General features: G+C 39.7%; 21 protein-coding genes. 7 read left to right on the forward strand and 14 right to left on the reverse strand.

Annotation, left to right across the window (positions count from 1 at the left end; translation table 11 throughout):
- Nucleotides 1-8 precede the first annotated feature (8 nt).
- The 5 genes from R1T16_RS03185 to R1T16_RS03205 form a co-directional block, all read right to left on the reverse strand.
- Nucleotides 9-1,253 (reverse strand): glycoside hydrolase family 71/99-like protein, encoded by a 1,245-nt coding sequence (locus R1T16_RS03185; RefSeq protein WP_317499614.1) that lies wholly within the window; start codon nucleotides 1,251-1,253, stop codon nucleotides 9-11.
- Nucleotides 1,254-1,330: 77 nt separating this feature from the next.
- Nucleotides 1,331-2,833, reverse strand: a complete 1,503-nt coding sequence (locus R1T16_RS03190) for a RagB/SusD family nutrient uptake outer membrane protein (RefSeq protein ID WP_317499615.1) — start codon at nucleotides 2,831-2,833, stop codon at nucleotides 1,331-1,333.
- A 30-nt stretch (nucleotides 2,834-2,863) separates the two neighbouring features.
- The gene (locus tag R1T16_RS03195) at nucleotides 2,864-5,797 is read right to left on the reverse strand and encodes a TonB-dependent receptor (protein WP_317499616.1); all 2,934 of its coding nucleotides are present in this window, start codon (nucleotides 5,795-5,797) and stop codon (nucleotides 2,864-2,866) included.
- A gap of 28 nt (nucleotides 5,798-5,825) precedes the next feature.
- A complete protein-coding gene (locus R1T16_RS03200; RefSeq protein ID WP_317499617.1) occupies nucleotides 5,826-6,902 on the reverse strand; it encodes a hypothetical protein in 1,077 nt (358 codons plus the stop codon).
- A gap of 8 nt (nucleotides 6,903-6,910) precedes the next feature.
- Nucleotides 6,911-7,429: a DUF5004 domain-containing protein gene (locus R1T16_RS03205; protein ID WP_317499618.1), complete on the reverse strand. Its 519-nt coding sequence runs from the start codon at nucleotides 7,427-7,429 to the stop codon at nucleotides 6,911-6,913.
- A gap of 394 nt (nucleotides 7,430-7,823) precedes the next feature.
- Between R1T16_RS03205 and R1T16_RS03210 the strand changes: the two genes are divergently transcribed.
- Complete coding sequence (locus tag R1T16_RS03210) at nucleotides 7,824-9,419, forward strand: DUF6377 domain-containing protein (RefSeq protein WP_317499619.1); 1,596 nt, start codon at nucleotides 7,824-7,826, stop codon at nucleotides 9,417-9,419.
- Nucleotides 9,420-9,470: 51 nt separating this feature from the next.
- Here R1T16_RS03210 and R1T16_RS03215 read toward each other — a convergent pair whose 3' ends face one another.
- Together R1T16_RS03215 and R1T16_RS03220 are read right to left on the reverse strand one after the other, a co-directional pair.
- Complete coding sequence (locus R1T16_RS03215; RefSeq protein WP_317499620.1) at nucleotides 9,471-10,937, reverse strand: sigma 54-interacting transcriptional regulator; 1,467 nt, start codon at nucleotides 10,935-10,937, stop codon at nucleotides 9,471-9,473.
- Nucleotides 10,938-10,955: 18 nt separating this feature from the next.
- On the reverse strand, nucleotides 10,956-12,074 hold the full coding sequence (locus tag R1T16_RS03220) for a vWA domain-containing protein (RefSeq protein WP_317499621.1): 1,119 nt from the start codon (nucleotides 12,072-12,074) through the stop codon (nucleotides 10,956-10,958).
- A gap of 183 nt (nucleotides 12,075-12,257) precedes the next feature.
- Here R1T16_RS03220 and R1T16_RS03225 point away from each other — a divergent pair, with 183 nt between their 5' ends.
- Nucleotides 12,258-12,689 carry a DoxX family protein gene (locus tag R1T16_RS03225; protein ID WP_317499622.1) on the forward strand — a complete coding sequence of 144 codons (432 nt, stop codon included), beginning with the start codon at nucleotides 12,258-12,260 and terminating at the stop codon, nucleotides 12,687-12,689.
- A 31-nt stretch (nucleotides 12,690-12,720) separates the two neighbouring features.
- Here R1T16_RS03225 and R1T16_RS03230 read toward each other — a convergent pair whose 3' ends face one another.
- From R1T16_RS03230 to R1T16_RS03240, 3 genes are read right to left on the reverse strand one after another with little or no spacing between them, the layout of a single operon-like run.
- Entirely contained in the window at nucleotides 12,721-14,322 is a 1,602-nt protein-coding gene (locus tag R1T16_RS03230; protein WP_317499623.1) for a Na+/H+ antiporter, read from the reverse strand.
- 53 nt (nucleotides 14,323-14,375) lie between these two features.
- On the reverse strand, nucleotides 14,376-15,272 hold the full coding sequence (locus R1T16_RS03235) for an aldo/keto reductase (protein ID WP_317499624.1): 897 nt from the start codon (nucleotides 15,270-15,272) through the stop codon (nucleotides 14,376-14,378).
- 8 nt (nucleotides 15,273-15,280) lie between these two features.
- Nucleotides 15,281-16,486: a glycoside hydrolase family 88 protein gene (locus R1T16_RS03240; RefSeq protein ID WP_317499625.1), complete on the reverse strand. Its 1,206-nt coding sequence runs from the start codon at nucleotides 16,484-16,486 to the stop codon at nucleotides 15,281-15,283.
- A 157-nt stretch (nucleotides 16,487-16,643) separates the two neighbouring features.
- Between R1T16_RS03240 and trhA the strand changes: the two genes are divergently transcribed.
- Both trhA and R1T16_RS03250 read left to right on the forward strand, forming a co-directional pair.
- Nucleotides 16,644-17,279, forward strand: coding sequence for a PAQR family membrane homeostasis protein TrhA (gene trhA / locus R1T16_RS03245; RefSeq protein WP_317499626.1), 636 nt, complete (start codon nucleotides 16,644-16,646; stop codon nucleotides 17,277-17,279).
- Between the two features lie 46 nt (nucleotides 17,280-17,325).
- On the forward strand, nucleotides 17,326-21,363 hold the full coding sequence (locus R1T16_RS03250; protein WP_317499627.1) for a PAS domain S-box protein: 4,038 nt from the start codon (nucleotides 17,326-17,328) through the stop codon (nucleotides 21,361-21,363).
- 5 nt (nucleotides 21,364-21,368) lie between these two features.
- On the opposite strand, the gene R1T16_RS03255 is transcribed toward R1T16_RS03250, so the two are convergent.
- The 4 genes from R1T16_RS03255 to R1T16_RS03270 form a co-directional block, all read right to left on the reverse strand.
- Nucleotides 21,369-22,028, reverse strand: coding sequence for a response regulator transcription factor (locus R1T16_RS03255; protein ID WP_317499628.1), 660 nt, complete (start codon nucleotides 22,026-22,028; stop codon nucleotides 21,369-21,371).
- A gap of 3 nt (nucleotides 22,029-22,031) precedes the next feature.
- Nucleotides 22,032-22,805, reverse strand: a complete 774-nt coding sequence (locus R1T16_RS03260; protein ID WP_317499629.1) for a sensor histidine kinase — start codon at nucleotides 22,803-22,805, stop codon at nucleotides 22,032-22,034.
- A complete protein-coding gene (locus tag R1T16_RS03265) occupies nucleotides 22,795-23,205 on the reverse strand; it encodes a hypothetical protein (protein ID WP_317499630.1) in 411 nt (136 codons plus the stop codon). The genes R1T16_RS03260 and R1T16_RS03265 overlap by 11 nt, the downstream gene beginning before the upstream one ends.
- Nucleotides 23,206-23,467: 262 nt before the next feature.
- Nucleotides 23,468-24,127, reverse strand: a complete 660-nt coding sequence (locus tag R1T16_RS03270; protein ID WP_317499631.1) for a hypothetical protein — start codon at nucleotides 24,125-24,127, stop codon at nucleotides 23,468-23,470.
- 289 nt (nucleotides 24,128-24,416) lie between these two features.
- On the opposite strand from R1T16_RS03270, the gene R1T16_RS03275 reads away from it, so the two are divergent.
- From R1T16_RS03275 to R1T16_RS03285, 3 genes are all read left to right on the forward strand, one after another.
- Complete coding sequence (locus R1T16_RS03275) at nucleotides 24,417-25,292, forward strand: carbon-nitrogen hydrolase (RefSeq protein WP_317499632.1); 876 nt, start codon at nucleotides 24,417-24,419, stop codon at nucleotides 25,290-25,292.
- Between the two features lie 87 nt (nucleotides 25,293-25,379).
- Nucleotides 25,380-25,826: a four helix bundle protein gene (locus R1T16_RS03280; protein ID WP_317499633.1), complete on the forward strand. Its 447-nt coding sequence runs from the start codon at nucleotides 25,380-25,382 to the stop codon at nucleotides 25,824-25,826.
- Nucleotides 25,765-26,865 carry an agmatine deiminase family protein gene (locus tag R1T16_RS03285; protein ID WP_317499634.1) on the forward strand — a complete coding sequence of 367 codons (1,101 nt, stop codon included), beginning with the start codon at nucleotides 25,765-25,767 and terminating at the stop codon, nucleotides 26,863-26,865. The genes R1T16_RS03280 and R1T16_RS03285 overlap by 62 nt, the downstream gene beginning before the upstream one ends.
- Nucleotides 26,866-26,917: the final 52 nt, after the last annotated feature.

The following is a 26,917-nucleotide window of genomic DNA, read 5'->3' on the forward strand; positions in this document are numbered from 1 at the left end:
GTTTATCCTTATTCTATTTCATTAAGCAGCGCTACTGCTTTATCCGGCTGCATAGAAACAAAATAGTCAAATGCTCTATTTAGTTTAGCCTGGATGCCGGAGTTGTTCTTGTGTTGCTTTCTTAAATTATAAAGCCTGCTGATTTCAGAAAATGCTACGGGAGCACTCTGAACGCCTGCAAATGCCTTTACCTTCTCGATATATGAATAGCCAAACTCAATCGTTGGTTCAAACATAGTACCCTCTCCAAAATCGTTCCACGTTATTAGCTGAAGGTATTTTAAATTAGCATTTTGAGCCATAGCCAGAGTTTCATCAAGCGTAGCGCCATTATTATGATCTATTGTCCAGCCAATAGCTTCTCCTCCACCTCCCTGTGCATAAAAATCATTAAAACCGGGATAAGCGCTGCCCATTGCTACAGGAAGAGTAGGAAGTTTATTAGCATAAAAATTACTTATATGCGTATTATCCTGATACACCCATGCATATTCTCCCGATGCATTTGCCCCGGCATCGCCAGACTCATACCAAAGGGTTAAAAACGTAGGCTTGGCACTGAACACGCTAAATGCATTGGTCCAGTCAGCAGGAGTTGCAAGTGTAATTGGCCCGAAGTTTAACAACAGCGGTTTGCCATCAACCTTAATGTAATTAGCATCGTTAAAATAGTTGTTCTGCATGTAGCTGAAATCTGTTTTAGCGGCACTTATCACCGTAGGCGAGAGCCCTGCATCTACAATGTTTGTTAAAAAACGGTCTTCATATACTATGGCATACTCAAGCCCTACTTTGTCAAGCATATCAATAAGCGCTTCGGCATTGTCACGGTTAATCCTGTAATCGTTTAGGTTATATGTACCATACCAGTCAATTAATACGCCATCTATTCCTGCATATTTCATAAGCAGCAAGTGGTTTTCAATAACCTCTTTATCACCCGAATGATAAGGCCCAATAAGCGGATAGTAATGTGATGCAATCTCGCGTTTGCCATTAGCATCCACATTGTCAGGATTTTTATTAGCCATTGTCCAGTGATAACCCCACTGATTGTTAGTACTACTTTCCTTAGTTTCAAACCAAGGCATATAATGCATATATATCTTGGTATTGTTTGTCTTAACGACAGCAACCGGATCTAAATTTTCCGGCTGTGATGTTGCAGAGTTCTTATTATCGTCACTGCTACAGCTCATTATAGCAGTAACGCTTAATAAGCCGGCAAACAGTAGTGTTGTAATTTTTTTCATTAGCTATGCTATTAATTTAATATGAGATGCCGATCCCCTATGACTAACCCCCCATAGAAGACCGGCACTCAGATAACTTAGTATTGAGGATTCTGCACAAGATTTGAATTGGTATCCATTACCGCTTTAGGAATAGGGAAAATGCTCCTGTAAGCAGGAGTAGCTCCTTTTTCCCACCATGGCTGGAAGAATGTACCAAACCTAATGTTGTCTGTCCTTCTTCGCCCTTCAAACACAAATTCACGGCGAAGTTCCTGGTCTATAAATTCAAGATCTATTGCTGCCGGCGTATCAAGGCCTGCACGCGTCCTTATCTGTTCAACAAATGGTGCTGCAAGCGTAGGAGAGCCTAAACGAACATAGCATTCTGCCTGCATCATAAGTATCTCCGCATAACGAATTACAACCCAATCATGGTCACGTTCCCACTGCTCACCAGCTTTCATCTCATATTTACCAAGCCTTACACCTTCATTTTGCTTAGCATTTGTAAAATTTACGATGTCTTCTGTATACGTAAGTGGCAATCCGCTGTCCATAATAATTACCGATCCCGATGCAAGGTTGATCTGGTCACCTTCAATCATCGATTTCTTTCTCTTATCGGCATCATCAAAAGACGAATAGAGGCCGGGCTGTCCGCATATCCCGTTTGCACTCCATGGGTAATCGCCTGTAGGAGAGATTGCAAACCTTTGCATATAATGGCAGCTCATAGAAGAAAGGTAATTACCTACAGTCCCTGCTTTCTGGTCATACGGTATAGCAAATACAATTTCCGGAGACGTTTGGTTATTTGTCGTAAAGCTTGCAAAATAGTCGGGCGTTATTGTGTATCCAGAGATATTCTGGCACATATCTATGCATTCCTGCCAACGGGCAGTACCTACAAACGCTTCAGAGTTTAAATACAATCTTGCCAATAAAGCATACGCTACATTCTTAGTAAATTTAGAATATACCACATTTGGTTTAAGGTATGGCAAAGAATTAACCAACTCGCTTTCCACAAAGTTATAAACTTCCTGACGTGAAGAGTTAGATGGCAATCCCTGATCTTCAAAATTGGTAACAATAGGCACATTACCAAACATATCAAGAAGCATATAGTAGTAATATGCCCTAATAGACTTAAGCTCGGCATAAATAGGTTTTCTTGCCTCTTCTGTCAAACCTGACTTATCTACCTGGTAAATGATAGAGTTTACCTTTGCAATACCGGCGTAACAATAACGCCATGCCGAAAGTATCATCCCATTTTCATAGTTCCATTGGTGCCTTTGCACATCCTGATAACGCCCGCCGTCAAACCAGTCTGTTCCCCTTGTAGGTATTACTGCTTCATCTGAAGCTACCTCGTTCAAAAAGAACACATATTCGCAGGTAGGAAAAGAGTTTGATATCGCATCGCTAAATCCTCTAAGTGAAGAATATGCACCACCTACAAGCGCTTCAATTTCTGTTGGTGTTTTTCCAAATTCGTCGTCCGGTACCCTATCATACAGATCTTCTTCCAGATTAGTACATGATAAAGTAAAAAGCGAGCTAAAAAATAATGCTGCTATTATTTTGACTTTCATTTCGTATATTTTATAATTAATCTGTTATGTTTAGTCTGCCAGTGTAAAATTCAATCCAAAGGTTATTGTCCTTGGCCTTGGGTAGTTATTAAACCTTTCAATACCAGGGCTTTCAAGTCCGCTGTAGTTTACCTCAGGGTCTACACCTTTGTATTTTGTAAATACGGCAAGGTTTTGTCCTGTAACATATAATCTAAGTTTAGATTTAGTATCCTTAAAAGGTATTGTATAACCAAGGCTTACTGTTTGCAGCCTGAAGAAAGAACCGTCTTCTATCCAGTAGCTTGAATATTTAGGCGATGATTTTATACCGCTTCCTAAATAATCATCGCTAACATTGTAAGATGGCAGCCTGTTAGGGTCGTTAAGCATCATATCTGTTGCGTTAAGTATATCCTGTCCAAACATTCCGTAACCTGTAAAGCCAAAATCTACATTTTTGTATGTAAAGTTCATTCCAAAACCAAGCGTGAAGTCCGGTTGTGCATTACCTATCACTTTGTCTTCAGTACCTACAATTATGTTTCCGTCAGCATCAAGTCCCTGTGCTTCCGGTCCCCAGAATGTACCTACCGGATATCCTTCTTTAATAACCTGAGAAAACTGGTTAGACATACCCGATAATCCGTGAAGCGATCCGCTGTAAATAACATCTGTTTTATACGCCTGGTTAGAAAGTTTTTCTATTTTTTGTTTGTTCTTGGCAAAGTTAAAGCTGGTATCCCAGGTAAAGTCTTTGTTGTTAATGATGTTAGCATTAAGCGTAACCTCTACACCTTTATTAGAAAGATCACCCACGTTAGCAAGCATTGTACCTACTAAATAAGGGGGCTGTGGTACCTGATACGTATATAATAAATCTTCAGTCTGTTTGTCATACACCTCGATCGAACCTGTAATCCTGTCAAAAAGGCTGAAATCTAAACCAATGTTAAGCTGTCTCGTAGACTCCCATTTAAGGTCAGGGTTAGGGTTTTGCGTTGGCGAATAGGCAAGGCTCCACGTTCCAGTTGCAGGATCATAATAACTGTCTCTGCCTACCCCAAGGATCGAAAGAGATTTGTATTCGCCAATACCATCCTGGTTACCTGTAACACCATAACCGGCCCTAAGTTTAAGGTTAGATAACCAGCCAGACGTTGAACTCATAAATTCTTCTCCTGAAATTTTCCACGCTGCAGAAGCAGAAGGGAACACACCCCACTTGTTGTTAGCTCCAAAACGGCTTGAACCATCTCTCCTAACAGTTCCTGTAAGCATATATTTTCCGTCAAACGAATAATTAGCCCTACCAAAGAAAGACACGAGATTAGACTTTCCCTTGTATGAATACACGTCACCTAAACGGTAGTTGTATCCCGCGCCAAGATTGTTGTATCCAAAAAGATCTGTTACGAAACCACTTCTCTGTGCGCCAAAGCCTTTATAGATATTTTCATAGTATGAATAACCTGCCGTTGCGCTAACGCTGTGTTTGCCCAGCATTTTACTGTACCCAACATACGCCTCAAGTTGTGCATTAGTGTATTCTTCGTATGTTTTTTGTGCGTAACCACGTTCAGTACGGCCTTCCATCATTGCGTAAGATGGCTTGTAAGTACTTCCCTGCATAGCATTATGCTCTAAAGAAAGGTTTACCGTAGCTGTAAAATCATTGAGGAATTTAGCTTCTGTCTTGAAGTATCCAAGAACCCTGTGCCTTTCGTTATCAGCAGCCCTGTTTGTTTGTATCTCAACAGGGTTTTCATTTAGCGTACCGCCTACCTGAGTAAAATCTCCGTTAGCATCTCTTACCGGTATTGTAGGGTTAAGGTTAAATGACCTTTCAAAAATTCTGTAATCTAACGGCTGCCATTTATCAATATTAGCAAAAAGTCCGGTATCAAACTTAAGAGCTTTATTGGCAGAATATTGTGTGCCTACGATATTAGCGCTTAAACGTTCTAACCCTGTTGTTTTAACAACACCATCATTTTTAAGATAAAGTATAGACGTACGCAGGTTACTCATCTCACTTCCTGAAGTAATGCTAAGATTGTGCGACTGTGTAAAAGCAGTTTGCTGCAATTCTTTCTGCCAGTTTGTGTTTCCACCATAATCTACAGCATCGGTAAGGTTATTTTGTCTTACATACCCCCTCCACTGATCAGCAGAAAGAAGGTCAAGATTGTTTGAAGCCTGGCTTACACCTGTGTATCCATTATATACTAACGACGTTCCGCCTTTGCTTCCGTTTTTTGTTGTGATGATAATTACACCATTAGCACCCCTTGAACCATAGATTGCAGTTGCAGAGGCATCCTTTAATACATCAACCGATTTAATATCTGACGGCTGAACAACATTTATGTCTACACCTGCTATACCATCTACAACAATAAGCGGGCTGTTGCTTGCTGTAAGCGATGTTCCTCCCCTTAAGCGTAATGTTGCACCGCTGCTTGGATCACCAGTGCTCTGCGTCACCGCTAAACCGGCAACTTTACCCTGAAGTGCCTGCTCCGTAGAGGTAATAACACCTTTTACAAGGTCTTCCCCTTTTACTGAAGATATGGCTCCTGTAAGGTCTGATTTTCTCATGGTACCATAACCTACAGATACAAGCTCCACGCCTTCAAGCATGATTGCGCTTTCTTCGAGTGTAACAGAAAGATTTTTTGTCGAAGCATCTACTATAATATTCTGTGTAGTGAAACCAACAGAAGATATGATGATCGTGCTTCCCGTTTTTACCTCAAGTACAAATTTACCATCTGCATCTGTAGAGGTAGCATTTGTAGTTCCTGCCTCAAGAATGTTGGCTCCCGGCATTGGAAATTTGGTATTATCATAAACAACACCCGTAATCAGCTTTTTGTTCTGGGCAAATGCGCCTACAGAAAGAAAAAGCATGAAAAGAATGAATACCAACGATTTATTACCCCAATTATGACCCTGGGACACATTTGTATTTATATTATTCATTAGAATTTGTTTTAGGTTGATCAGGTTTTTAGTCTACCGTCTTAAGCGGCATTACAGTATCAGAAATCGTTCTTCCATTATTATCCTTCACAAGGACATGGATCTCGGTAGCATTAACCCCGTTCAGTTCTGATACCAGGTTAACAAAACCTTTAATTTCACTTACACCTCCCGAAAATTCACCGTTAATGATGTGATCGCCCGCTGTAACCGTATAGATCAGTTTATTTACGTTAGACTCATTGTTAGTCCTGATTATTCCTAAAAAGTCTTTTTTACTTACCTGAGACGGGAAAAACATAAATTTAGGCGGCGGTGGCGGAATGTATTCTGCTGCATTGATAACCTGATCAGGTGATGTTCCTGCCCAATCGTCTTTAACCATCAAGAAAACCAGGTTTTGCATTACATAATCAGCTGGGGCGTTATAATAAACGGATGGTATAAGATCCATTTTGTAGATACCGCCACCTAAGTTCTTAAGTTTTGTTTTTTCTACTATTTCCGGTAACCACGCCTGATATTCCTGTTTAAGATCCCAGTTGTTAAGACCGCTATGAAAATGTACACTTGTAGCGTCTTCAAAACCCGGAACAAGGTTAGCATTAAACAATATGCTCAATCCTCCTGTTAACGTTGGCGCCGGCGGATAAGCCCTTATAATCTCATTCGCAGTACTAAAATCATCAAACGGAGTATATACGACATTGGCAACCTCTGTCTGTTTAGTTCCTGTTTTATCTTTTAGCCTGCACCAAAAACCAGCACTTGCAGCAATTTCTGCGGGAGTCTTAGAGAAATAAACTGTAGGAGTAAGTTTAAAGCTCCACACTTTGTTACCTACGTAAGTAAGTTTTGCAAATTCTGACGAGTTTTCAAAGTTACCCGCATCCGGTTCAGATGGCGACCATATCCAAAGATATACGTCTTCATTTTCCGCAAACGTTGTAGTGGAAAGATCAAAAAACCACGTTACTTCTTCGTCGTATTTATAAACAACCGGGTACGACCAAATCTTCCCCGGAGTACCTGTAGATTGCTGCGCCTGTACAAAATTTGGTACCATTACAAAGGCAAGCAATAATATATGTATTAGTTTTTTCATACCGATATTTAGTTAATTGCATTTAGTTTAAATGAATAAGAAACGAATGCTATTCCTCCGGATGTCCTCAATAATTGTAATTCCATCTCTTCATTGCTTCCCGGTACCGCTGTAAGCCTAAGTTCATCTGTCTTAATGGTCTTCTGCGCATCGCTATACAGATAAATTCTTACAGGCTCTCCGGTAGACTGCTGAAAATCTGAACTTAACTTCCAGTAACCGCTAAGTGCAAATAGTGGCGGTACATCTCCGGTAACTTCATAAGAAGTAGGGACCATGTTGTCGTCAACATTAAATTTAATCCTGAAATTGTCATAATTAAATAATGTGCTCAATACCTGTTCAGACGGTTCCAGCTTGTTTGTCTTAGCTACCTCGTCTACCATTTTAAGGTTCATCAGTCCCCATTCACCTGTAATCTTTTCATTAAGGGTAATTGGGTCTACATGGCTGCCATCATCCATTTCATTGCAGCTTACTGCAAGGAGCGAAAAGAAGGCCAGCAAATAGATAATTTTACATCTCATACGTTTGTTGTTTTTTGTTAGGTTAAATTGTTGTTTGAATAGGGCGAAGCTAGACGTTAAAATCATCTTAAAAAAAACATTCAGCTAAAATCAAGATACTACAACGATATATTTTATTTCAAAATACTGTTAAACAACCAATTGAAAACAATATGTTATAGAAAAAATCAAGATTTAATTTAGACCAAAATAGCCCATACAAAGGCTAAAGAAATACCAATATGAAAATTTTAACCACCCTTTTTTTAATATATAGTTGCCTTTAAAGATTTTTTTTAATGAATTATAATATTTTGAAGTATATTTAACACCTTTAAGGATTATGTTAAAATTTAGACCTCGATTTTAGCAAAAAGGCTCTTTTGAGACCATAAAAACTATCTGAATAATTCTGATGCGTAAATTTTATCTACTACTATTATTCCTGACAAGCGTTTCTCACGCAGCTATTGTTGACCCTATAATTGACAGTCTTGACCATATATTGTTAAAGAAAGAAATCTATGTTAAGCAGAAACATGCCAGGATAAGAAACCTAAAAAAGAACGTACATAAGTTTACTTTAAGCAGTGATAATAAAAGTCTTTATCATGATTATATGAAACTGTTTGAAGAGTATAAATCATTTAAATATGACTCGGCTTATTATTACCTTGAATCGGCTAAATCAAGGGCGCATGTCTTAAAAGACGGTAGACTGCTTTCTAAAACCAAAATAAAAGAGGGGTTTGTGCTCCTATCTTCAGGATTGTTCAAGGAAGCTATAGATACGTTAAACAGTATAGATATAAATCTGCTTGACGTACACAATAAGTATGAGTACTATTCGGTTAAAGCACGTGCGTTTTACGATTTGGCAGATTATACTAAAGACCAGCGCTATAATATAAACTACCTGCAAAAAGGCAACCAGTGCCTTGAAATAGCAATATCATTAGTGAAACGTAACACAAATGATTACTGGGCTGCAGAAAGCCTTCAAAGGTTAAAGCAACAAGATTGGGAAGGTGCAGAAAAAGCATTTAGCTATTGGGTAAATAACTTTAAGCTTCCACCTGAATATTACGGTATAGCGACATCCAGCCTGGGTTATATTTATTCTGAAAAAGGCAATACTGATAAGGCTATCTATTACCTTACACTCGCCGCAATTGCCGACGTTAAGAACGCTACAAAAGAAACCGTAGCCCTGCGTAACCTTGCTAACGAACTTTTTAAGAAAGGACACCTTGAAAAGGCCAACCAATACATTAACCTGGCTATGGACGATGCTACCTTCTATGACGCAAGGCATAGAAAGATTGAGATATCATCCATACTTCCAATCATTGAAAAGGCACAGCTTAATAAAGTAAATGACAAAAATGACCTGCTTGAAAAAATTGTGATACTTCTTACCGTATTAGCTTTAATAATCATACTGTTCCTTGTCATCATCTTTAAACAACTTAAGGAACGTAATGCTTCGCGAAAAGCAATGGCCGAATCGTATGAAAAGCTACAGCATATGAACAAGAGCCTTAGTGAGGCCAATACCATTAAAGAAGAATACATAGCCTATTTTATAAGGGCGACATCAGAATTTATTAATAAGATAGACCATATCCAAAAAAGTACAATCCAGAAGATAATATCTAAAAAAACCGATGAAGTGCTTACCAGCCTTAAAGGTTATAATGTAAAAAAGGAGAGAGAAAACCTGTTCCATCAGTTTGATGAGATATTTCTAAGGCTTTTTCCTTCTTTCATTGCCGACTTTAACGCACTCTTCCCTCCTGACCACAGGACTATTGTAAAAAAAGGAGATCTTCTTAATACCGAACTTAGGATATATGCCCTGTACCGACTTGGCATACAGGACAGCAGCCAGATAGCTGACTTTTTAGAGCTTTCAGTATCTACTATTTATACCTACAAAACCCGTATAAAAAGTAAATCTGACTTTAAAGAAGTTTTTGAAGAAAAAATAATGGCTATAGAAACGATATAAAAAAAGCCTGCTGTTATGAGCAGGCTTTCATTTTATATAAATCAGAATAAATTATAAATTCTTACTGATATAACTTCCGTAAAGATCTTTAAACTGGTACCCTTCGGTATAGCGATCTTTGCTTAGCTTTTTAAATTCAGACAATCCCCAAAGGATAAACTCTTTCAGGAAGTACTGGTCTTCTTTTGGCGCATGAGGATGGTATTTCTGCACTAATTGTTTTAACGGAATGATAGAATCCAGCAGCTTTTTATATTCTTTGTCAGATGCATCATCAGGTAGTTCAAAGCCGCTTTCGTTAAAGAACCAGTCTATAACTTCCTGATACTCGTTTTTTTCATTCTGTTTTTCAAGTTTTTCAATTTTCGGAAAGAAATCAGGGAAAAGCGTTTTAACAGCTTCACTTAATAAATGTTCCGCCACTACCGCTGCGCCTTCCTGCTCGCCTTCATAAACCAACTCTACTTTTCCTGTAATTGCAGGAATGATACCCATAAAGTCAGACAGCCTTACCGTAGTCTTATCGTCACCCGAACGTAATGCCCTTCTTTCGGCAGTACTTAGCAGGTTCTCAAAAGCTGTTATGCTCATCCTTGCGCTCACTCCACTTTTATAGTCGATGAATTCACTTTCGCGGGCCTCAAAACCTATCTGTTCCAACAAGTCTTTTGCTAACGATGGCACATGGATAAATTCGCTTTGGCGCCCGTCAAGATTGGCTTCCTGTTCTGTAATGGTTCTTGCAATTTTAATGGTCTCAGGGTAGTGTGTCAGGATCTGCGAACCTATCCTGTCTTTAAGGGGTGTCACTATGCTTCCCCTGTTTGTATAATCTTCAGGGTTTGCTGTAAAGATAAATTGCAGGTCAAGATGCATACGCACTTTAAAGCCGCGTATCTGGATATCGCCTTCCTGCAGGATATTGAACAATGCTACCTGTATTCTTGCCTGAAGATCGGGCAATTCATTGATTACAAAAATGCATCGGTTGGCACGAGGAATCATACCAAAGTGGATAACCCGGTCATCAGCATACGATAGTTTAAGGTTGGCTGCCTTAATAGGGTCAATATCGCCTATAATATCTGCAACGGTAACATCGGGTGTTGCGAGTTTTTCATAAAAGCGTTCGCTCCTGTGCAGCCAGCTTATTGGCGTATCGTCGCCTTTTTCTTCGATAAGGTTTTTTGCATAGCGAGAAATAGGCTTAAGCGGATCATCATTAATCTCAGAACCTTCAACAAACGGGATATATTCATCAAGCAGGTTTACCATAAGCCTTGCCAGCCTGGTCTTCGCCTGCCCTCTTAAACCTAAAAGGTTAATGTTGTGGCGTGATAATATGGCGCGTTCCAGTTCAGGTATTACGGTATTCTCAAAACCCCAAACACCTTCAAAAACTGTTTCGCCTTTGCTTATTTTCTTTCTGAGGTTATTTCTTAATTCGTCTTTAATGCCAATGCTTTTGCACCCTGCTTTTTTAAGGTCGCCCAGCGTTTTTATCTTTTCTATATTCATCGTTCCTTTTCTAAATTCTTATTTAACTCTTTTTTTCCTGTTGGTCTCATAGTCTTCAAAGATCATCTCTCCAAGACCTTTAAGGCCGGTATAAAATGCCTTGCCCTGATTGGCTTCTGTAAACTGGTTTACAAAACGTTGCAGGTAAGGGTCGTTTGCAATCATGAATGTGGTAATAGGTATGTGCAGTTTCCTTGCCTGAGAGGCCATGCTGTAACACTGGTCTACAATATACTCGTCAAGCCCGTTACTGTTCATGTAATAACTTCCATCTTTTTCCTTAACACAGCTTGGTTTACCATCAGTAATCATAAAGATCTGCTTGTTGGTATTACGCTTTCTGCGCAGCATATCCATAGCCAGCTGAAGCCCCGCTACAGTATTGGTATGAAAAGGCCCAACCTGAAGATACGGCAAATCCTTAATGGCGATTGGCCATGCATCATTACCAAATACGAGTATATCCAGCGTGTCTTTAGGATAACGTGTCGTGATAAGTTCTGCCAGTGCCATAGCCACCTTTTTAGCCGGAGTGATACGGTCTTCGCCATACAATATCATACTATGGCTAATGTCTATCATCAGCACCGTACTCATTTGCGATTTATGGTGCGAATCTTCAACGACCAAATCATTTTCGGTAAGCATAAACCTGTCTACCCCATTGTTTACCTGTGCATTTTTCAGGCTTTCGGTAAGGGCAATCCTGTCAAGGCCGTCTCCAAAATGATATTCCCTGAATTCGCCGGTATGCTCATCGCCGCTGCCGGAATGTTTTGTTTTATGATTACCCGATCCGCTCCGGTTTAAATTACCAAAGATCTGGTTAAGTGCCTGCTGCCTGATAGACCTCTCGGTTTTTGCCGTAATCTTTAACCCGCCGCTGCCATCGTCCTTAGTTTCGTCTTTTATATAGCCTTTCTTTTTAAGGTCTTCAATAAAATCGTCTATGGTGTAGTTTTCGTCGGTAAGCTTATATTCTTTGTCCAGCTGTCGCAGCCAGTCTAAGGCTTCATCAAGGTCGCCTGATGTATGTGTGATTAATTCGGTAAAAATCTCGAAGAGTTTGTCAAACGGAGACACATACGGAGCTTCATATTGCTTAAATATAAAGCCTCTTTTATTATTTGTTTCCATAGCCTATAAAATTATTACATAATTGAATTGGCTCAACAAAAAGCGAAATAAATTTTTAGTTAAAAATGATCAATTATGTACGTCAACTGATTTAGAGAAGTAAAGACAAGCATTTCTTAATCATGATTAAGTTTTTTGATAAAATCAATTACCAACTTTGCATCATAACAAAATCACCTCATCATGAAAAACACAATTCAGCTTTATCTGCGCCTGGCACTGGGCATTGGTTTTATACTTCCGGTAATGGATCGTTTAAGTATGCTTGGCCTTCCGGGCTCACCTAATGTGGGCTGGGGCAACTGGAGTAATTTTGTAGATTATACTAACTCGCTTATGCCCTATCTCAACCGAAGCCTTGCCGAAATATTCGGCGCAATAGCTTCTGTAGCCGAAGTAGTGTTTGGCATACTCCTGATCATTGGTTACAAAACAAAATATGCTGCTATAGGCAGTGGATTGCTGACACTTACTTTTGCGGTAAGTATGATGTTCTTTGCAGGTTACAGGGCACCGTTTAACTATTCGGTATTTACCTGTAGTGCTGCGAGTTTTTTGCTTTCGGCTATTGAGAATTATAAGTGGAGTATTGACGAGAGGTTAAACGCCAATTAATACGATGGCGCGGGTTTGCGGTATGTCCTAACTACCCATCATACATATCCATATTCAGTCTGGTCTCTTCAAGGTCAAGTTCGCGCTCAATCTTGCGGAGTATCTCCTCATTGGCTTTGCCCTGGCGGTGCATTTCGTCTATTTTTTTGCGCTCTACATTTAACAAATCAATTTGAAGTTGGGTATACTCATTAAAGATATTAGTCGATAATGGTGCTCCGTTACCAAAGAAATGCGACGGAAGCTCGGTTTTTTGGAGCCGGTTGAATTTTACCTCATATTTGCTTTTGATGTTATTCAGCAGTTCATCCTGCAATAGCGAATAGTTCTCTTCAATATGCGCGATGGTTTCAGACACAATAATGTTACGCACCTCATACTCTTCGGCAAAGATGGAATACGGGCTCATTTTCATCTTTTTGATGATCCAGGGCAGCGTAAAGCCAAGCGGTATAAGCGTTGCCAATATCACGCAAAATGTAAGGTATATGATAAGATTTCGGTGTGGAAAAGCTGTACCGTCATCGAGCGTAAGCGGAATCGCCAGTGCTGCCGCCATAGATACAACACCACGCATCCCTGCCCAGCCAAATATTACAAGGTTGCGTTTGTCTAAAGCTTCTGTTTCCCTTATGTGTTTACTAAAGTACCGGGGCAGCATTGTTGCCGGCACTACCCAGAGAAAGCGGACAATTATCACCACAAAACTTATTACTGCTCCCCAAATTAGTAAAGACAATGTAGAGTAGTCGCCTATGCCATCCATGATCTGGCGCAGCTGAAGTCCGATCAATATAAAGATGAGTCCGTTTAGTATGTAGGCAACAACATCCCAAACGGTAACAGTCATAACCCTGCTTTGATGCGTAAATATCTCACCGGATCTAAAAGAGAGATATAATCCTGTAGACACAACGGCAAGAACCCCTGAGAAATGAAAGTGCTCTGCAAAAAGGTAGGCTGCAAAAGGCGTAAGGAATGTAAGTGTCACCTCAACAATTGGGTCGCATACAAATCTTTTATGGATAAGGTACATGATATATCCCATACCAAGGCCAATAGCTACTCCTGCGCCTGCTACAACTATAAAGTTTAGCCCTGCCTCCCATAACACAAAGTTTCCGGCAGTAACAGCGGCAAGCGCATATTTATAGGCTACAAGTCCGCTGGCATCGTTAACAAGGCTTTCGCCGTCAAGTATGGTTAACAGCCTGGGGTGAAGCCCAAGCCCTTTTGTAATAGAAGTAGCGGCAACAGCATCAGGAGGCGATACAATAGCCCCTATAACGAATGCCAGTGGCCAACTTAAATCGTCTATAAGCTCGTGTGCTACGACGGCAACTGACAGCGTAGTAAACAGTACTAACCCAATTGCTGCAAGGGTAATAGGTCTTCTTGCCGCTTTAAAATCGTGCCAGCTTGTGTGCCACGCGGCGTGGTACAGCAATGGCGGCAAAAATATTATAAACACAATATCGGGGCTCAGCGTTATTGATGGAAGCCCGGGAATAATACTGATAAGCAGTCCTGAAAGCACCAGGACAATGGGAAATGGAAAATTAAACCTGTTGCTCAACAAGCCTAAAAAAGCAATGCCAAACAAAAGCATAATAATTATAGTAACGTTTTCCATATAGAGAAATAATCTTTTTAACTTTTTAAATATACATACTTATTGGCAATATCTTACCTATGCTCGTTGTAATGATTTCCCTTCCATAAAGAGCGTAATTGTTCTATATCACTTGCCGATAGGCCTGTTACGTTAGATGCCTGCAATGCATCCTCAAGCTGCGGAATAGTCCTTATTCCCGCCACGGCTGTGGTCACAGCCTGATGCCCGGTTACATATTTCATTACGGTATCCTGAATTGTTTTGTCCTCCGGCAGATGCTGCTTTAGGACGTTAACAATGTTCTCCACTTCTGAAGCTTTCAGGTCAAGGTAATCCTTAGCAGGTTTATCTATAAGTAATCCCGATGCCATACTGCCACGTGCAAGCACACCAACATTGTTATGATGTAACAAATCTAATGTTTCTTCTTCCGGCCTGCGGTCAAGATAACTGTATTGCGTCATGACGGCAGCGATGTTAGAGCGGTTTGAATATTCCCGTATAACATTGGGGCGTATTGATGACAACCCATAACTGCGAATCTTTCCCATATCTACCAGCCGTTCAAAGGCTTCGACGGTTTCATCTATAGGGTCTTCCATCGTGCCGCCGTGCAGCAGGTACATATCTATGTAATCCGTCTGAAGGCGTTTCAGGCTTTCGTCAATCGCTTTAAGAATATATTCTTTGCGCGGACACCATTCCCAGCCGGAGCCATCTTCTTTCCATCGGTTACCTACTTTGGTACTGATAAAAACATTATTGCGCCTGTCTTTAAGGGCTTTACCCAACAATATCTCATTTTGCCCTTTTTCATAAAGGTCAGCTGTATCAAATAAATTGATGCCTCCTTCTATGGCATTGTGGATTATAGTATTGTTATCTATAGCATCACTTTTAAGCGACATACAGCCAAAACTAACCTCGCTTATTTTAAATCCTGTCTTTTGTATCGTGTTGTATTTCATTTTTAGTTTTAAAAAAAGCGTTTAACCCATCGTAGTTTTTCCAGCCTTACAAGGCATTCCAGGTAATAGTAGTCGGCATAAATGATTGAGCTGTCAATCTCGCCATTCGCCGGTTTATGGCCTGTAGAATGCATAAGCAGTGCATTGTTGGCATATCGGCTCTGATAGTGGGCTGTAAGTTCGGTAATCATTTTCATTGCCTTTTCTTCGTATTCCCTTTTAAGGGTCCTGTCTCTTGTAAAAGTGGCAAGTTCCAGTAATGCAGATGCCGTTATGGCTGCCGCCGAAGCATCTCTTGGCGCAGCAGGAATATCGGGTGCATTAAAATCCCAGTACGGGATAAGGTCTGCCGGAAGGCGGTCCAAATATACACGGGTAATCTTGTGCGCAAAGTCAAGAAATTTACGGTCGCCCGTTTCACGATATACCATTGTAAAGCCATAAATAGCCCATGCCTGCCCTCTCGCCCACATGCTTTCATCAGAATAGCCCTGAGCAGTTACTGCCTTTATTTTTTTACCTGTTACAGAATCATATACAACTACGTGATATGCACTGTAGTCAGGCTTAAAATGGTTTTGCATGGTCGTTTCGGCGTGTTTTACAGCAATCTTATATAGCTTCTTATCACCACCGTGCTTAGATGCCCAGAAAAGCATTTCAAGGTTCATCATATTGTCTATTATGGTATTATGACCTCCATAATCATTATGAGGCCACGATTGTAGTGTCCCTACTTTTGGGTTGAAAAGCGTCGCCAGTGTATCCGCTGTCCTCAGTACTGCTTCTTTATATTCCTTTTTACCTGTGAGTTGATAGCCGACGCCAAAACTATTGAACACCTGAAAGCCCAAATCGTGATCTGCGGCCTTTGTTTTGGTTAACGGTAACAGGTACTGGGTATACTTATCTGCGGCTACGGCCCATTTTTTATCATTAGTTGTTTCATAAATAAACCACAGCTGCCCTGGCCAAAAACCGCTTGTCCAATCTTTGTAATCTACATAGTTCCAGTCTTTGTTTCCTGCGGGAACACTACGGGGGATGGACTTACCATCATTCGGAATCGCAGCAAGTGAATTGGCAGTATGCACTTTGCAATATTCAAGCTGGGTTAATACATCCAGTTTTACAATATCTTTTTTGAGCGTTTGTCCATTGGTATAGGTAACAGCCAGTAAAAGCAGGCCGGATAATTGTAATCTTATGTTCATTAGCATCGTTGGTTCTTGTATTGGAATCTCAAAAGTAAAAAAGATTATTGGCTATGGCTATTATTGGCAGCATTTTTAGATTGTAACAAAAATTTATAATTTCTATAATATCGGTACACTATGTAAAATGTATCTTTGTTTATTATACTTATAAACAATGCCTAAGAAGAACAGGAAAAGGGAAGAATTATGGAATGTAATCACGCACGGAACAGGGGCTTTGCTATCTGTAGCTGCGTTGATCGCGTTACTAATTTTTTCTATGCTAAAAGGTACTAAAATGCATCTGGCAGCATCCCTTGTTTTTGGCATTAGCCTGGTGCTATTATATTCTGCATCTACCATTTACCATGCTGTTTACAAACTTAAATGGAAACGCATTTTTCAGCGTGTAGACCATTTATGCATTTATGTACTTATAGCAGGTACATATACACCAATTGCCCTTTTAGGGCTTAAAGGTGCCTGGGGATGGAGTGTGTTTGGGTTTATTTGGGCTTTTGCTATAGCAGGATTCATATTTAAATTTTCTCCGTTGCGAAAATCAGAAAAATTGTCGCTAACGCTTTATGCACTCATGGGATGGTTAATAATTGTAGCGATCAAGCCGCTTATAGAAAACGTAGCGGCAGGAGCATTATATTATCTTTTAGGCGGAGGCCTTTGCTATACCATAGGCATCTATTTTTTCGCTAAAGAAAAAATCCCATATAACCATGCAATTTGGCACGTATTTGTTTTGGGCGGCAGCGCATTGCATTTTTTTGGTATCTTCTTTTACCTGATACCCTGATTACATTTATATTTTATTATTTTAGTTAAAACATATTTCCTTACTATTGAAACATAATTCTACACAATATCCTTACTTGCAGGGTGGCGGCGAAATGGGTGAACTTACCCGAAATTACGATTGGTCATCTACAGTTCTTGGCCCTATTGAGCAGTGGCCGTTAAGCTTGCGCAATACGGTATCTATGATATTGTCGTCTAAATTTCCTATGTTTTTGTTTTGGGGGCCTGACCATATACAATTTTACAATGATGCTTACCGCCCGAGTTTAGGCAGTAGTGGTAAACATCCTATGGCTCTTGGCCAAAAAGGCGTTGATTGCTGGCCGGAAATATGGGATACCATTAACCCTTTAATGGTGAAGGTATTAAACGGAGAAGATGGTGTATGGTTTGAAGATCTTTACCTGCCAATATACCGCAACGGGCAACTTGAAGATGCCTATTGGACATTTAGCTATAGCTCTGTATATGGAGATACCGGAACCATTGAAGGCATACTCGTTATATGTAATGAAACGACCGAAAAACTAAATGTCATAAAACACCTGGAAGATGGTAGGAATGAACTCGAATTTGCCATAGATGCTGCAGAATTAGGAGTTTGGGATTTTAACCCAAATACATGGACTTTTTCCGGCAATACAAGGCTTAAAGAATGGTTTGGGTTACGTCATGACGAATATGTAAATCTCGACCTGGCTACGTCTGTAATTGCTGAGGAGGACAGAGAAAGAGTAAATGCAGCAATTGCTTTTGCTATGCAATATGAGTCCGGAGGAATTTATGACACTGAATACACCATAATACATCCTGTCACAAAATATGAAAGGATAGTAAGGGCAAAAGGACGTGCGTGGTTTAACGGTGACAACAAAGCATATCGTTTTAACGGTACGCTGCAGGATATTACAGAAAGTAGAAAAGCAGAGCAAAAAATTGCCGAAGCCAATCATCTTAACGACCTGATACTTAAAAGTGCAGGTATAGGTTTGTTTAGGGTAGACCTTCTTACAGGCCACATAGAATACAGCCCGTCGTTTGCAGCTATAGTTACTGGAAATCCTGAGAAAAAAGAGATTTCACGAAAGGTTTTTAGCAATTATGTTCATCCTGAAGATCGCGCCGAACGGGAGGCTGCACTTATTGAAGGTGCAAAAACCAACGAATTTTATTACTCGCCCCGCGTAATTTGGGATGACGGGACGATACACCGTATACACGTAATGGGTACCAACACCCTGGATGCTAATGGTAAACCCTTAATTTTTTCAGGTACCGTTCGCGATATAACCATGCTGGAAGACCATCGTGTGGCACTTGAAAAGGCAGAGACACAGCAGCATGAAAGTGATGCCATGTTTCGTACCGTTACCGATAGTTCCCCTACCGGACTTTGGCTGTCTGATACTAATGGCATAATTACCTACGTGAATAAAGCGATGATAGAATGGACGGGATTGTCGTATCAGGAATATGTAAGTGGTGATTCCCAAAGTTCTATTTATAAAGAAGACAGGCAAAAGTGTGCCGACGCATTTGCCTTAGCTAGTGCCACTAAATCTCACTATAACGTAATATTCAGGCTTAATAAAGTTGATGGAACTACCTTATGGTGCCGCGCCGGCGGTGATCCTTATTACAACAGTAATGGCGATTTTGAAGGATACGCAGGATATTGCATGGATATAAATGAGATAATGCAAAGTCGTAAAGCACTGCTTGATAGTGAGGAGCGTTTTAGATCAATGATTGATCAGGCTCCTATAGCAACCTGCCTATTCACCGGTTTAGACATGAAGGTAGAAGTAGCAAACGATCTTATGCTTAATCTCTGGGGAAGTGATAGTTCTGTCATTGGAAAACCTCTAAGTGAGGCAGTACCTGAATTAAAAGGCCAGCCCTTCCTTGATATATTAAAAGAAGTTTATACAACCGGTATACCTTACCAAATGAATGCTGCACCTGCACAGCTAAAGTTAGGTGGCGTCTTTGGTACATACTACTTTGATTTTACTTATCAGCCTGTTTTCGATGTTAACGGGAACGTATATGGCGTTATGGATATGGCAATTGACGTTACTGCTCAAGTACTTGCACAGCAACGTGTAAAAGAAAGCCAGCAGCAAATACTGGATTCTTTTGAACAGGCACCAGTTGGAATAGCTGTTTTATCGGGTAAAGGCCTCATTTTTACCATGGCAAATCCTTTTTATGGAGAACTTGTCGGAAGAAAACCTGAGGAAATTATCGGAAAAACACTTATGACAGCCCTACCTGAACTTGAAGGACAGGGCTTTGATAAATTACTGGAAAATGTCATCATAACCGGTATACCATACGCTGCAAAAGAAGTTGCTGTTACTTTACTAAGAAACAATAACCTCGACGTAATTTATGTTGACCTTACCTACCAGCCAATGTATGACCGCGATAGGAACGTGGTTGGCGTACTTGTGGTTGCTACAGATGTTACCCAACAGGTACATTCAAGAAACAAGGTAGAAATGAGTGAAGCAAAACTGCGCTCTATCATTGCTACCGCTCCCGCAGGAATGGGACTGTTTGTAGGCAGGGATCTTATCGTAGAAATGCCTAACCAGACATTTATTGACATTGTAGGTAAAGGATGGGATATTGTTGGTAAACCGCTTCGTGAAGCAATGCCTGAACTGATAACCCATGGACAGCCGTTCCTTAAAATACTTGATGATGTGTATACCACAGGTAAGATGTACCAGAGTTATGGCGATCAGGTAATTATCATTCAAAATGGAGTTACCACATACAACTATTATAATATTACCTATACCCCGGTATTTGATGAAAACAACGAAGTATATGCAATATTAGACATTGCTATTGACGTTACTGATGCTGTTATGGCCCGTCAGAAAGCCGAAAATACGGGAGTAGCACTACGAGGGGCAATTGAACTTGCCGGACTTGCTACATGGCGGTTTAACATTAAAGACGATACTTTCACTTATTCGCAGCGATTTATGGACTGGCTGGGCTTCTCTGAAGAAACTGCGTCTATAGATCAGGCTTACAATCCGCTTCCGGCAGATTATGTGGAGCTGGTAGATGATGCCATAAGGGCTGCAATTGCGCAGGGATCTAACGGTATATATGATAATGAACACCCTATAATTAACCGTGTTACGGGGCAGATACGCATTATCCATGCGCAGGCACAGGTAACCTATGACAGCGCCGGAAATCCTGAATTCCTTACAGGAAGCGCACAGGATGTAACCAAAGAACGTAAACTCCAGCAAGAATTGGAATTTCAGGTTAAACAGCGTACTGAAGAACTTCAGGCTGCCAATAACGAGCTTGCGGGAGCCATAAATGCACTGCAGCAAAATAACACTGAACTTCAGCAGTTTGCCTATATAGCCTCACACGATTTACAGGAGCCTACCCGCAAAATAAGCATTTTTGCAAAAATGCTTATGGAAAGCCTTGGGGCGATAGATGACAGATCTAAAACCTACCTGAAAAAGATAAACATATCGGCAGACAGGATGAGCGACCTTATCAGTGATATACTTGCCTACTCCCAACTTTCAAAAGATAACAGCCTTGTAATGCCTGTAGACCTTAACAAGGTACTAAAAGATGCCGTTACCGATTTTGAACTTGTTATTGAACAAACCGGTGCCGTAATTGATTTTGAAGAGCTGCCTGTTGTAGAAGCTATTCCAAGACAAATGTCGCAACTATTCAGTAACCTTATTTCCAACTCGCTTAAATACAGAAGGGCAAACGTTAATCCGGTTATAAATATAACGGTAAACCTGCTTCCTGTAGATGAAGGCTCGGCCGACGATACCCTTTACTACCGCTTTGATTTTACAGATAACGGGATAGGATTTAGCCAGGAATATGCCGATAAGATCTTTAATATTTTCCAAAGGCTTCACGGTAAGTCGGAGTACTCAGGAACAGGTATAGGGTTGTCAATCTGTAAAAAGATCGTACAGAACCATCATGGCTTTATTGAAGCCAAAGGTAATGAAGGCCATGGCGCGGCATTCATTATAACCCTGCCCGCAAAACAAAACTTTGCAGAAGAATAAAGAACTTATATAAAAGGTGGTGTAAGCTTGTATTTATAAGAAAAAAGCACCAGACCCACTTTAGATTTGATGTTATATTTCTCGAAAAGTGCTGTACGGTAGGCCTCTATAGATTTGACAGAAACCGACATGATATCTGCCATTTGCTCATAAGTATATTCTTTTTCATTGCACACAAGCGTGAGAAATTCCTGTTCCCTTGCGGTGAGTTTTATCCCATTATCAGGTTCAGCTGTTGCCGAAGGATCATATTTGCGTACACGTTTTAATATCTCAACCACGTTATTATATCCTATTGTAGCGATATTGTCTATTGCAAATTTAAGGTCCTGTGCTGTACAGTTTTTATGAAGGAAACCGCGGGCTCCATGATGATAAGCAGCATCAATGATCTGCTCATCAAAATGCTGTGTAAGCAAAAGAACTTTGTATTCTTCGTCTATATCTTCCAGAGCCTTAAGTACCTCTACCCCATTAAGCCCGGGCATTGAATAATCTATGATAAATAAGTTAGGCTTATCCTGCATTGGCAATGCATCAAGAAACTCATTACCCGTCTCAAATTCGGCAACTACCTTATAATTGCTTATTTTTTCGAGCAGTTCCTTAAGCCCCTGCCTAACGATCTTATGGTCATCTACAATACCGATAGTAATTTTTTCCATAGGCTATTTTTGAGAAAGTGTTATTGTTGTTCCTGTTAAAGGGATTGCATCAATCTTAACCTTAAAATTAATAATCCCTGCGCGATTTATAATGTTTTTAAGTCCCATTCCTGCCTTAGCAGTAGTATTTTCACTAAGATCAAATCCCTTACCATTGTCTGAAACCGAAAGTTCAAAATGTGGTTCGGTCTTCAAAATAACACCGACACTTGTTGCCCCTGAATGTTTGAGTGCATTATTAATAATTTCCTGAAAAATGCGGTATACTACAATTTTTTCATTGTTATCTAATGTATTCTTCCGGATGCCGAACAGTTTAAATTCAAATTGTATGCGTGTATTGCTCTTAAGGCGCTCCACCTCTGCTTCAATAGCCTTCACGATGCTTTCCTGAACCAATAGCTGGCTGTTTAACGAATGGCTTATGCTGCGGATGGAACTAGACAATGTACCGATAGACTGGCTAAGTGGTGTGAGCGCGTCATTAAGCGCAGGGTTATCGTATTTTAAGTTCTCTACAACAAAGTTAATATAGGTAAGCTGCTGGCCGGCATCGTCATGCAAATCCTGTGAGATGTTATTAAGTACCTGCTCCTGAGTTTCCTGTATAGTCACATTTAGAGTTTTCTGAAAATCAATGTCTTTTTGGTAAATAAGCTTTGTGTAGTTCTTTATCTTATTGATGTATAGCTTAACAATCAAAACGCAAAACAGCACTATCAGCGCTGAAAAAAATACAGCTATCAAAATACCAAAAGCTATAGTACTATTTTGCATTTCTTATTCTTTTTTCACGTAATATAAAAACAGTAATTAAACCGTAATAAAGTATATTTACAAAGTAAATTATAACATCATATAACCTTAAATCTTTAATTATTTCAACATTCCCTATTGATGAATCCTTAAAACCAAAATAAAAACTTAAACCAAGAAAGAAAAATACCGGTGAAAATAACAGCAAGTAGTCATTTGAGTAAAAAAAGCTAAAATTCTCAAGTTGAAGGTGTTTAAAACTAACAATTAAAAATACCGACAAGTATAAAAACCCTCCACTTACAAATGTGTATCTGTTAAAATATTCAATCCCTTCAAACAGTAATAAGTTTAAAATAGAGAATAAAATATAGGCGGCAATGAGATATCTAAAAAGCCTATTGTTTAAAATTTTATCCATCAGTAACAGCCATAAACAATTATGAACAATCGCACTAACTGAGTAAGAAAGTCCGTAATTGCCACCATTGGCTATGAGGATAAGTACTATTACCTCATTAATAAAATTGCAACTTAATATACCTACTAGAAATTTATGGGATATTTTTTTTGATTCAAAATTAAACAACACTATGCATAAGGCTAAAAAGACCAATACAAATACGAGATTTAAATATGAAACTAAATTTACAAACATACATTACTAATCCTGATATTTAATATTACTTTTTGTAAATAGACGTAAACGGCGGATTACGAGAGAAATCGTAGTAAAATGACTGAAATGTATTGTTAGGCAGATATCTCTTAACTTCAAAAATAAATTTATCTATTCCATCTTCAGTGGTTCTTGTGAAACAAAATTGATCTCTGTGTGACAGTGCTAATTTCTTTCCTATCGATGACAAAAAAGGTTTAGAATAACAGGTTTCATCTGTAGTAAAAAGTTGTACTTTTTTGAAACCCAAATTATTGTTTTCAAATGTAAATCCTACATATTCATCATAACACTGGATATCGCTAATAAAATTTTCTACATCCTGCCATGTCTTTGTGTAAAACTTAATTCCTGTAGCATTATCCGGGTGGAGATTTGCCAGGGAATCAAACTTAGCCTTGCTGTCAATCTTATGCAATGGTTCTATACATTCTATTAATTCGCCATTCTCTCCATCACAAATTTGCTTTCCGTTTAACTTTATCCAGGCAACTATTTCATCTTGATTCTGATCACGCATTTGGATAATTAATGGGTGATTATCACAGTCTACAGAAGCATTTGCTGAGGCCTGTATATTAGATTTATCAGAATCTGTGTTATCCTTCTCTTTGCAACTTACAGCCACTGCAAAAATCATCACTAAAAATAAAATTCGTTTCATATAATAAAGTTTTAATTGGTTACTAATTATCCCTTCAAAGTTGGTTTAATAATGCATCAACATACTAGGCAAAACCCTATTCTGCCTATGGTTGTTTACCTCAGGACTTAATTGTTAAAAATAACAAAATTTTTCTGAATAAAATATTCAAAATTTAATATTTGGGTTACGAATTAGTAAAGCGACGATATATTACGATACCGTTTCATTTTAACCAAACCCTAACGGTAACGACTTTAAAAAACCAAACTTTTTGCGTAAATTTGCCCCTCAATTTTTATGTAACGCCATGAGTAAAGTAAAAGTAGGATTAGTACAGATGAGCTGCGTTCAAGACAAGCAGCCTAATATTGATAAAGCAATCAGGGAAATTCGCAAAGCTGCTGCCGATGGCGCACAGATCGTTTGCCTCCAAGAGCTGTTTACTTCGCTGTATTTTTGCGATGTAGAGGATTATGAAAACTTTAAGCTTGCCGAAGCTATTCCGGGACCAAGCACAGACGCTTTGAGTCCGCTTGCTAAGGAACTGAATGTGGTAATTATTGCATCTCTATTTGAAAAACGCGCGGAAGGTCTTTACCATAATACTACTGCTGTTATTGATGCCGATGGTACTTACCTTGGTAAATACCGCAAAATGCATATTCCGGACGATCCGGCTTTCTACGAAAAATTCTATTTTACTCCGGGCGACCTGGGTTATAAAGTATTCCAGACTAAATACGCCAAAATTGGTATCCTTATCTGCTGGGATCAGTGGTATCCTGAAGCCAGCCGCATCACGGCGCTTATGGGCGCTGAGATTATGTTCTACCCTACTGCTATTGGTTGGGCTACAGATCAGGAAGAGGAAACTAATAAAGAGCAGTATGATGCATGGCAGATCATCCAGCGTTCGCATGCGGTGGCTAACGGTGTTCACGTAGTGAGCGTAAACCGTGTTGGCTTTGAGCAGGATGGCGCTATGAAATTCTGGGGAGGCAGCTTTGTAGCTAATCCTCAGGGCAAGCTGATGTATCTTGGGTCTCACGACAATGAAGAGACTACAGTTGTTGAGCTTGATACCCAAAAAACAGATCATTACCGTACGCACTGGCCTTTTCTTCGTGACAGAAGAATTGACAGCTACCAGCCTATAACAAAACGCTATATTGACGAGGAGTAGATTTAAAGTCGGATGTCCGAAGTCCGAAGCTGCAGTTGGAAGTAATATGTTTTTTTTGTTATTGTTGAATCATAAACCGTCAATCATATGATACAACTCAAACAATTTAAATTTGAAAAACTTCAGGTCTGGGAAATAGCAATGGATTATGCTGAAAAAATACAGTCAATCTCTGCCAATTTTCCACCTAAAGAATTATACAATCTCCAAAGTCAGATTAACAGAGCTTTAGACAGTATTGCTTTAAACATTTCTGAAGGAGCGACAGGTAATTCAAATCCAGAGTTTCGAAAATTTTTAGGATATTCTATTCGCTCAATTGCAGAAGTAGTTTGCTGCCTTTTTAAGGCAAAAAGAAGAAATTATATAAATGAGGAAACATTTAATGCACTCTATTCTGAAGCATTTGTATTAATGAATAGAACAGCTGCCTTAAAAAATTCTCTTGTAACAAAAAATAACATTTTGTCTCATGACAACAAACAATATACATCCGACACTTCGGACTTCGGACTTCGGACATTCTACTCCTAAACAATTAGGTTTTTCTTTTCCGGCAGAATTTGCACAGCAGCGTGCACTATGGCTTTCATGGCCTCATAAAGAGGCTTCGTGGCCGGGTAAGCTTCATACTATCTATAAGCCATACTGCGAGTTTATACTTCAGGTATCGCGCCACCAGAAAGTATGCATTAACGTTGCCGATGCTGCCATGCAGCAGTTTGCACTGACTGAAATTGAAAAATTTGCACCTACTGTTCCCGGAGCAAGACTAAACGAAATTAGTTTTTACCTGCATCCTACTAATGATGCATGGTGCCGTGATCACGGGCCTGCATTTTTGGTGAACAAACAAACGGGTGAAAAAGCTATTGTAGACTGGGGTTATAACGCATGGGGTGATAAATATCCTCCATACGATTTAGACGATGTTATCCCTACGCGCATAGGTGAGGCTTTAGGTTTTAAAGTTTTCCATCCGGGTATTGTGATGGAGGGCGGTTCTGTTGAGTTTAACGGCAGGGGTACAATAATGACAACTACAGCATGCCTTTTAAATAAAAACCGTAACCCGCACCTTAGCCAAAAACAGATCGAGGAATATCTTTCTGAGTATTATGGCGCTGACCATATTCTGTGGCTGGGCGATGGTATTGTTGGTGACGATACTGACGGGCACATTGATGATATTACCCGTTTTGTGAATGAAGACACAGTAGTAACTGTTGTTGAACACGACAAAAACGATGATAATTACGAACTGCTTCAGGACAACCTGAAACTCCTTCACAAAATGCGCCTTGAAGATGGCAAACAGCTTAACGTTATTGAGCTGCCTATGCCTAAGGCTGTTATTTATGAGGACCAAAGGCTTCCGGCTTCGTATGCTAACTTTTATATTGCAAACAAAAGCATTATCGTACCTACTTTTCAGGATAGCGTAAACGATGATAAAGCTTTAGATATTATACAATTATGCTTTAAAGACCGTGAGGTTATTGGCATAGATTCTACCGACCTTATCTGGGGGCTTGGCAGCTTTCATTGCCTTAGCCAGCAGGAACCGGTTTAATAGTTGGCAGTTTGCAGTCTTAGTTTGCAGTAAGTTTCACTCGGAGTGAACA

Origin of the sequence: Flavobacterium sp. DG1-102-2, from assembly GCF_033042555.1 — a bacterium.
Lineage (GTDB): Bacteria > Bacteroidota > Bacteroidia > Flavobacteriales > Flavobacteriaceae > Flavobacterium.

Coding starts and splice junctions, on each gene's coding strand:
- R1T16_RS03185 (WP_317499614.1), bottom strand. CDS start 1,253: ATGAAAAAAATTACAACACTACTGTTTGCCGGCTTATTAAGCGTTACT.
- R1T16_RS03190 (WP_317499615.1), bottom strand. CDS start 2,833: ATGAAAGTCAAAATAATAGCAGCATTATTTTTTAGCTCGCTTTTTACT.
- R1T16_RS03195 (WP_317499616.1), bottom strand. CDS start 5,797: ATGAATAATATAAATACAAATGTGTCCCAGGGTCATAATTGGGGTAAT.
- R1T16_RS03200 (WP_317499617.1), bottom strand. CDS start 6,902: ATGAAAAAACTAATACATATATTATTGCTTGCCTTTGTAATGGTACCA.
- R1T16_RS03205 (WP_317499618.1), bottom strand. CDS start 7,429: ATGAGATGTAAAATTATCTATTTGCTGGCCTTCTTTTCGCTCCTTGCA.
- R1T16_RS03210 (WP_317499619.1), top strand. CDS start 7,824: ATGCGTAAATTTTATCTACTACTATTATTCCTGACAAGCGTTTCTCAC.
- R1T16_RS03215 (WP_317499620.1), bottom strand. CDS start 10,937: ATGAATATAGAAAAGATAAAAACGCTGGGCGACCTTAAAAAAGCAGGG.
- R1T16_RS03220 (WP_317499621.1), bottom strand. CDS start 12,074: ATGGAAACAAATAATAAAAGAGGCTTTATATTTAAGCAATATGAAGCT.
- R1T16_RS03225 (WP_317499622.1), top strand. CDS start 12,258: ATGAAAAACACAATTCAGCTTTATCTGCGCCTGGCACTGGGCATTGGT.
- R1T16_RS03230 (WP_317499623.1), bottom strand. CDS start 14,322: ATGGAAAACGTTACTATAATTATTATGCTTTTGTTTGGCATTGCTTTT.
- R1T16_RS03235 (WP_317499624.1), bottom strand. CDS start 15,272: ATGAAATACAACACGATACAAAAGACAGGATTTAAAATAAGCGAGGTT.
- R1T16_RS03240 (WP_317499625.1), bottom strand. CDS start 16,486: ATGAACATAAGATTACAATTATCCGGCCTGCTTTTACTGGCTGTTACC.
- trhA (WP_317499626.1), top strand. CDS start 16,644: ATGCCTAAGAAGAACAGGAAAAGGGAAGAATTATGGAATGTAATCACG.
- R1T16_RS03255 (WP_317499628.1), bottom strand. CDS start 22,028: ATGGAAAAAATTACTATCGGTATTGTAGATGACCATAAGATCGTTAGG.
- R1T16_RS03260 (WP_317499629.1), bottom strand. CDS start 22,805: ATGCAAAATAGTACTATAGCTTTTGGTATTTTGATAGCTGTATTTTTT.
- R1T16_RS03265 (WP_317499630.1), bottom strand. CDS start 23,205: ATGGATAAAATTTTAAACAATAGGCTTTTTAGATATCTCATTGCCGCC.
- R1T16_RS03270 (WP_317499631.1), bottom strand. CDS start 24,127: ATGAAACGAATTTTATTTTTAGTGATGATTTTTGCAGTGGCTGTAAGT.
- R1T16_RS03275 (WP_317499632.1), top strand. CDS start 24,417: ATGAGTAAAGTAAAAGTAGGATTAGTACAGATGAGCTGCGTTCAAGAC.
- R1T16_RS03280 (WP_317499633.1), top strand. CDS start 25,380: ATGATACAACTCAAACAATTTAAATTTGAAAAACTTCAGGTCTGGGAA.
- R1T16_RS03285 (WP_317499634.1), top strand. CDS start 25,765: ATGACAACAAACAATATACATCCGACACTTCGGACTTCGGACTTCGGA.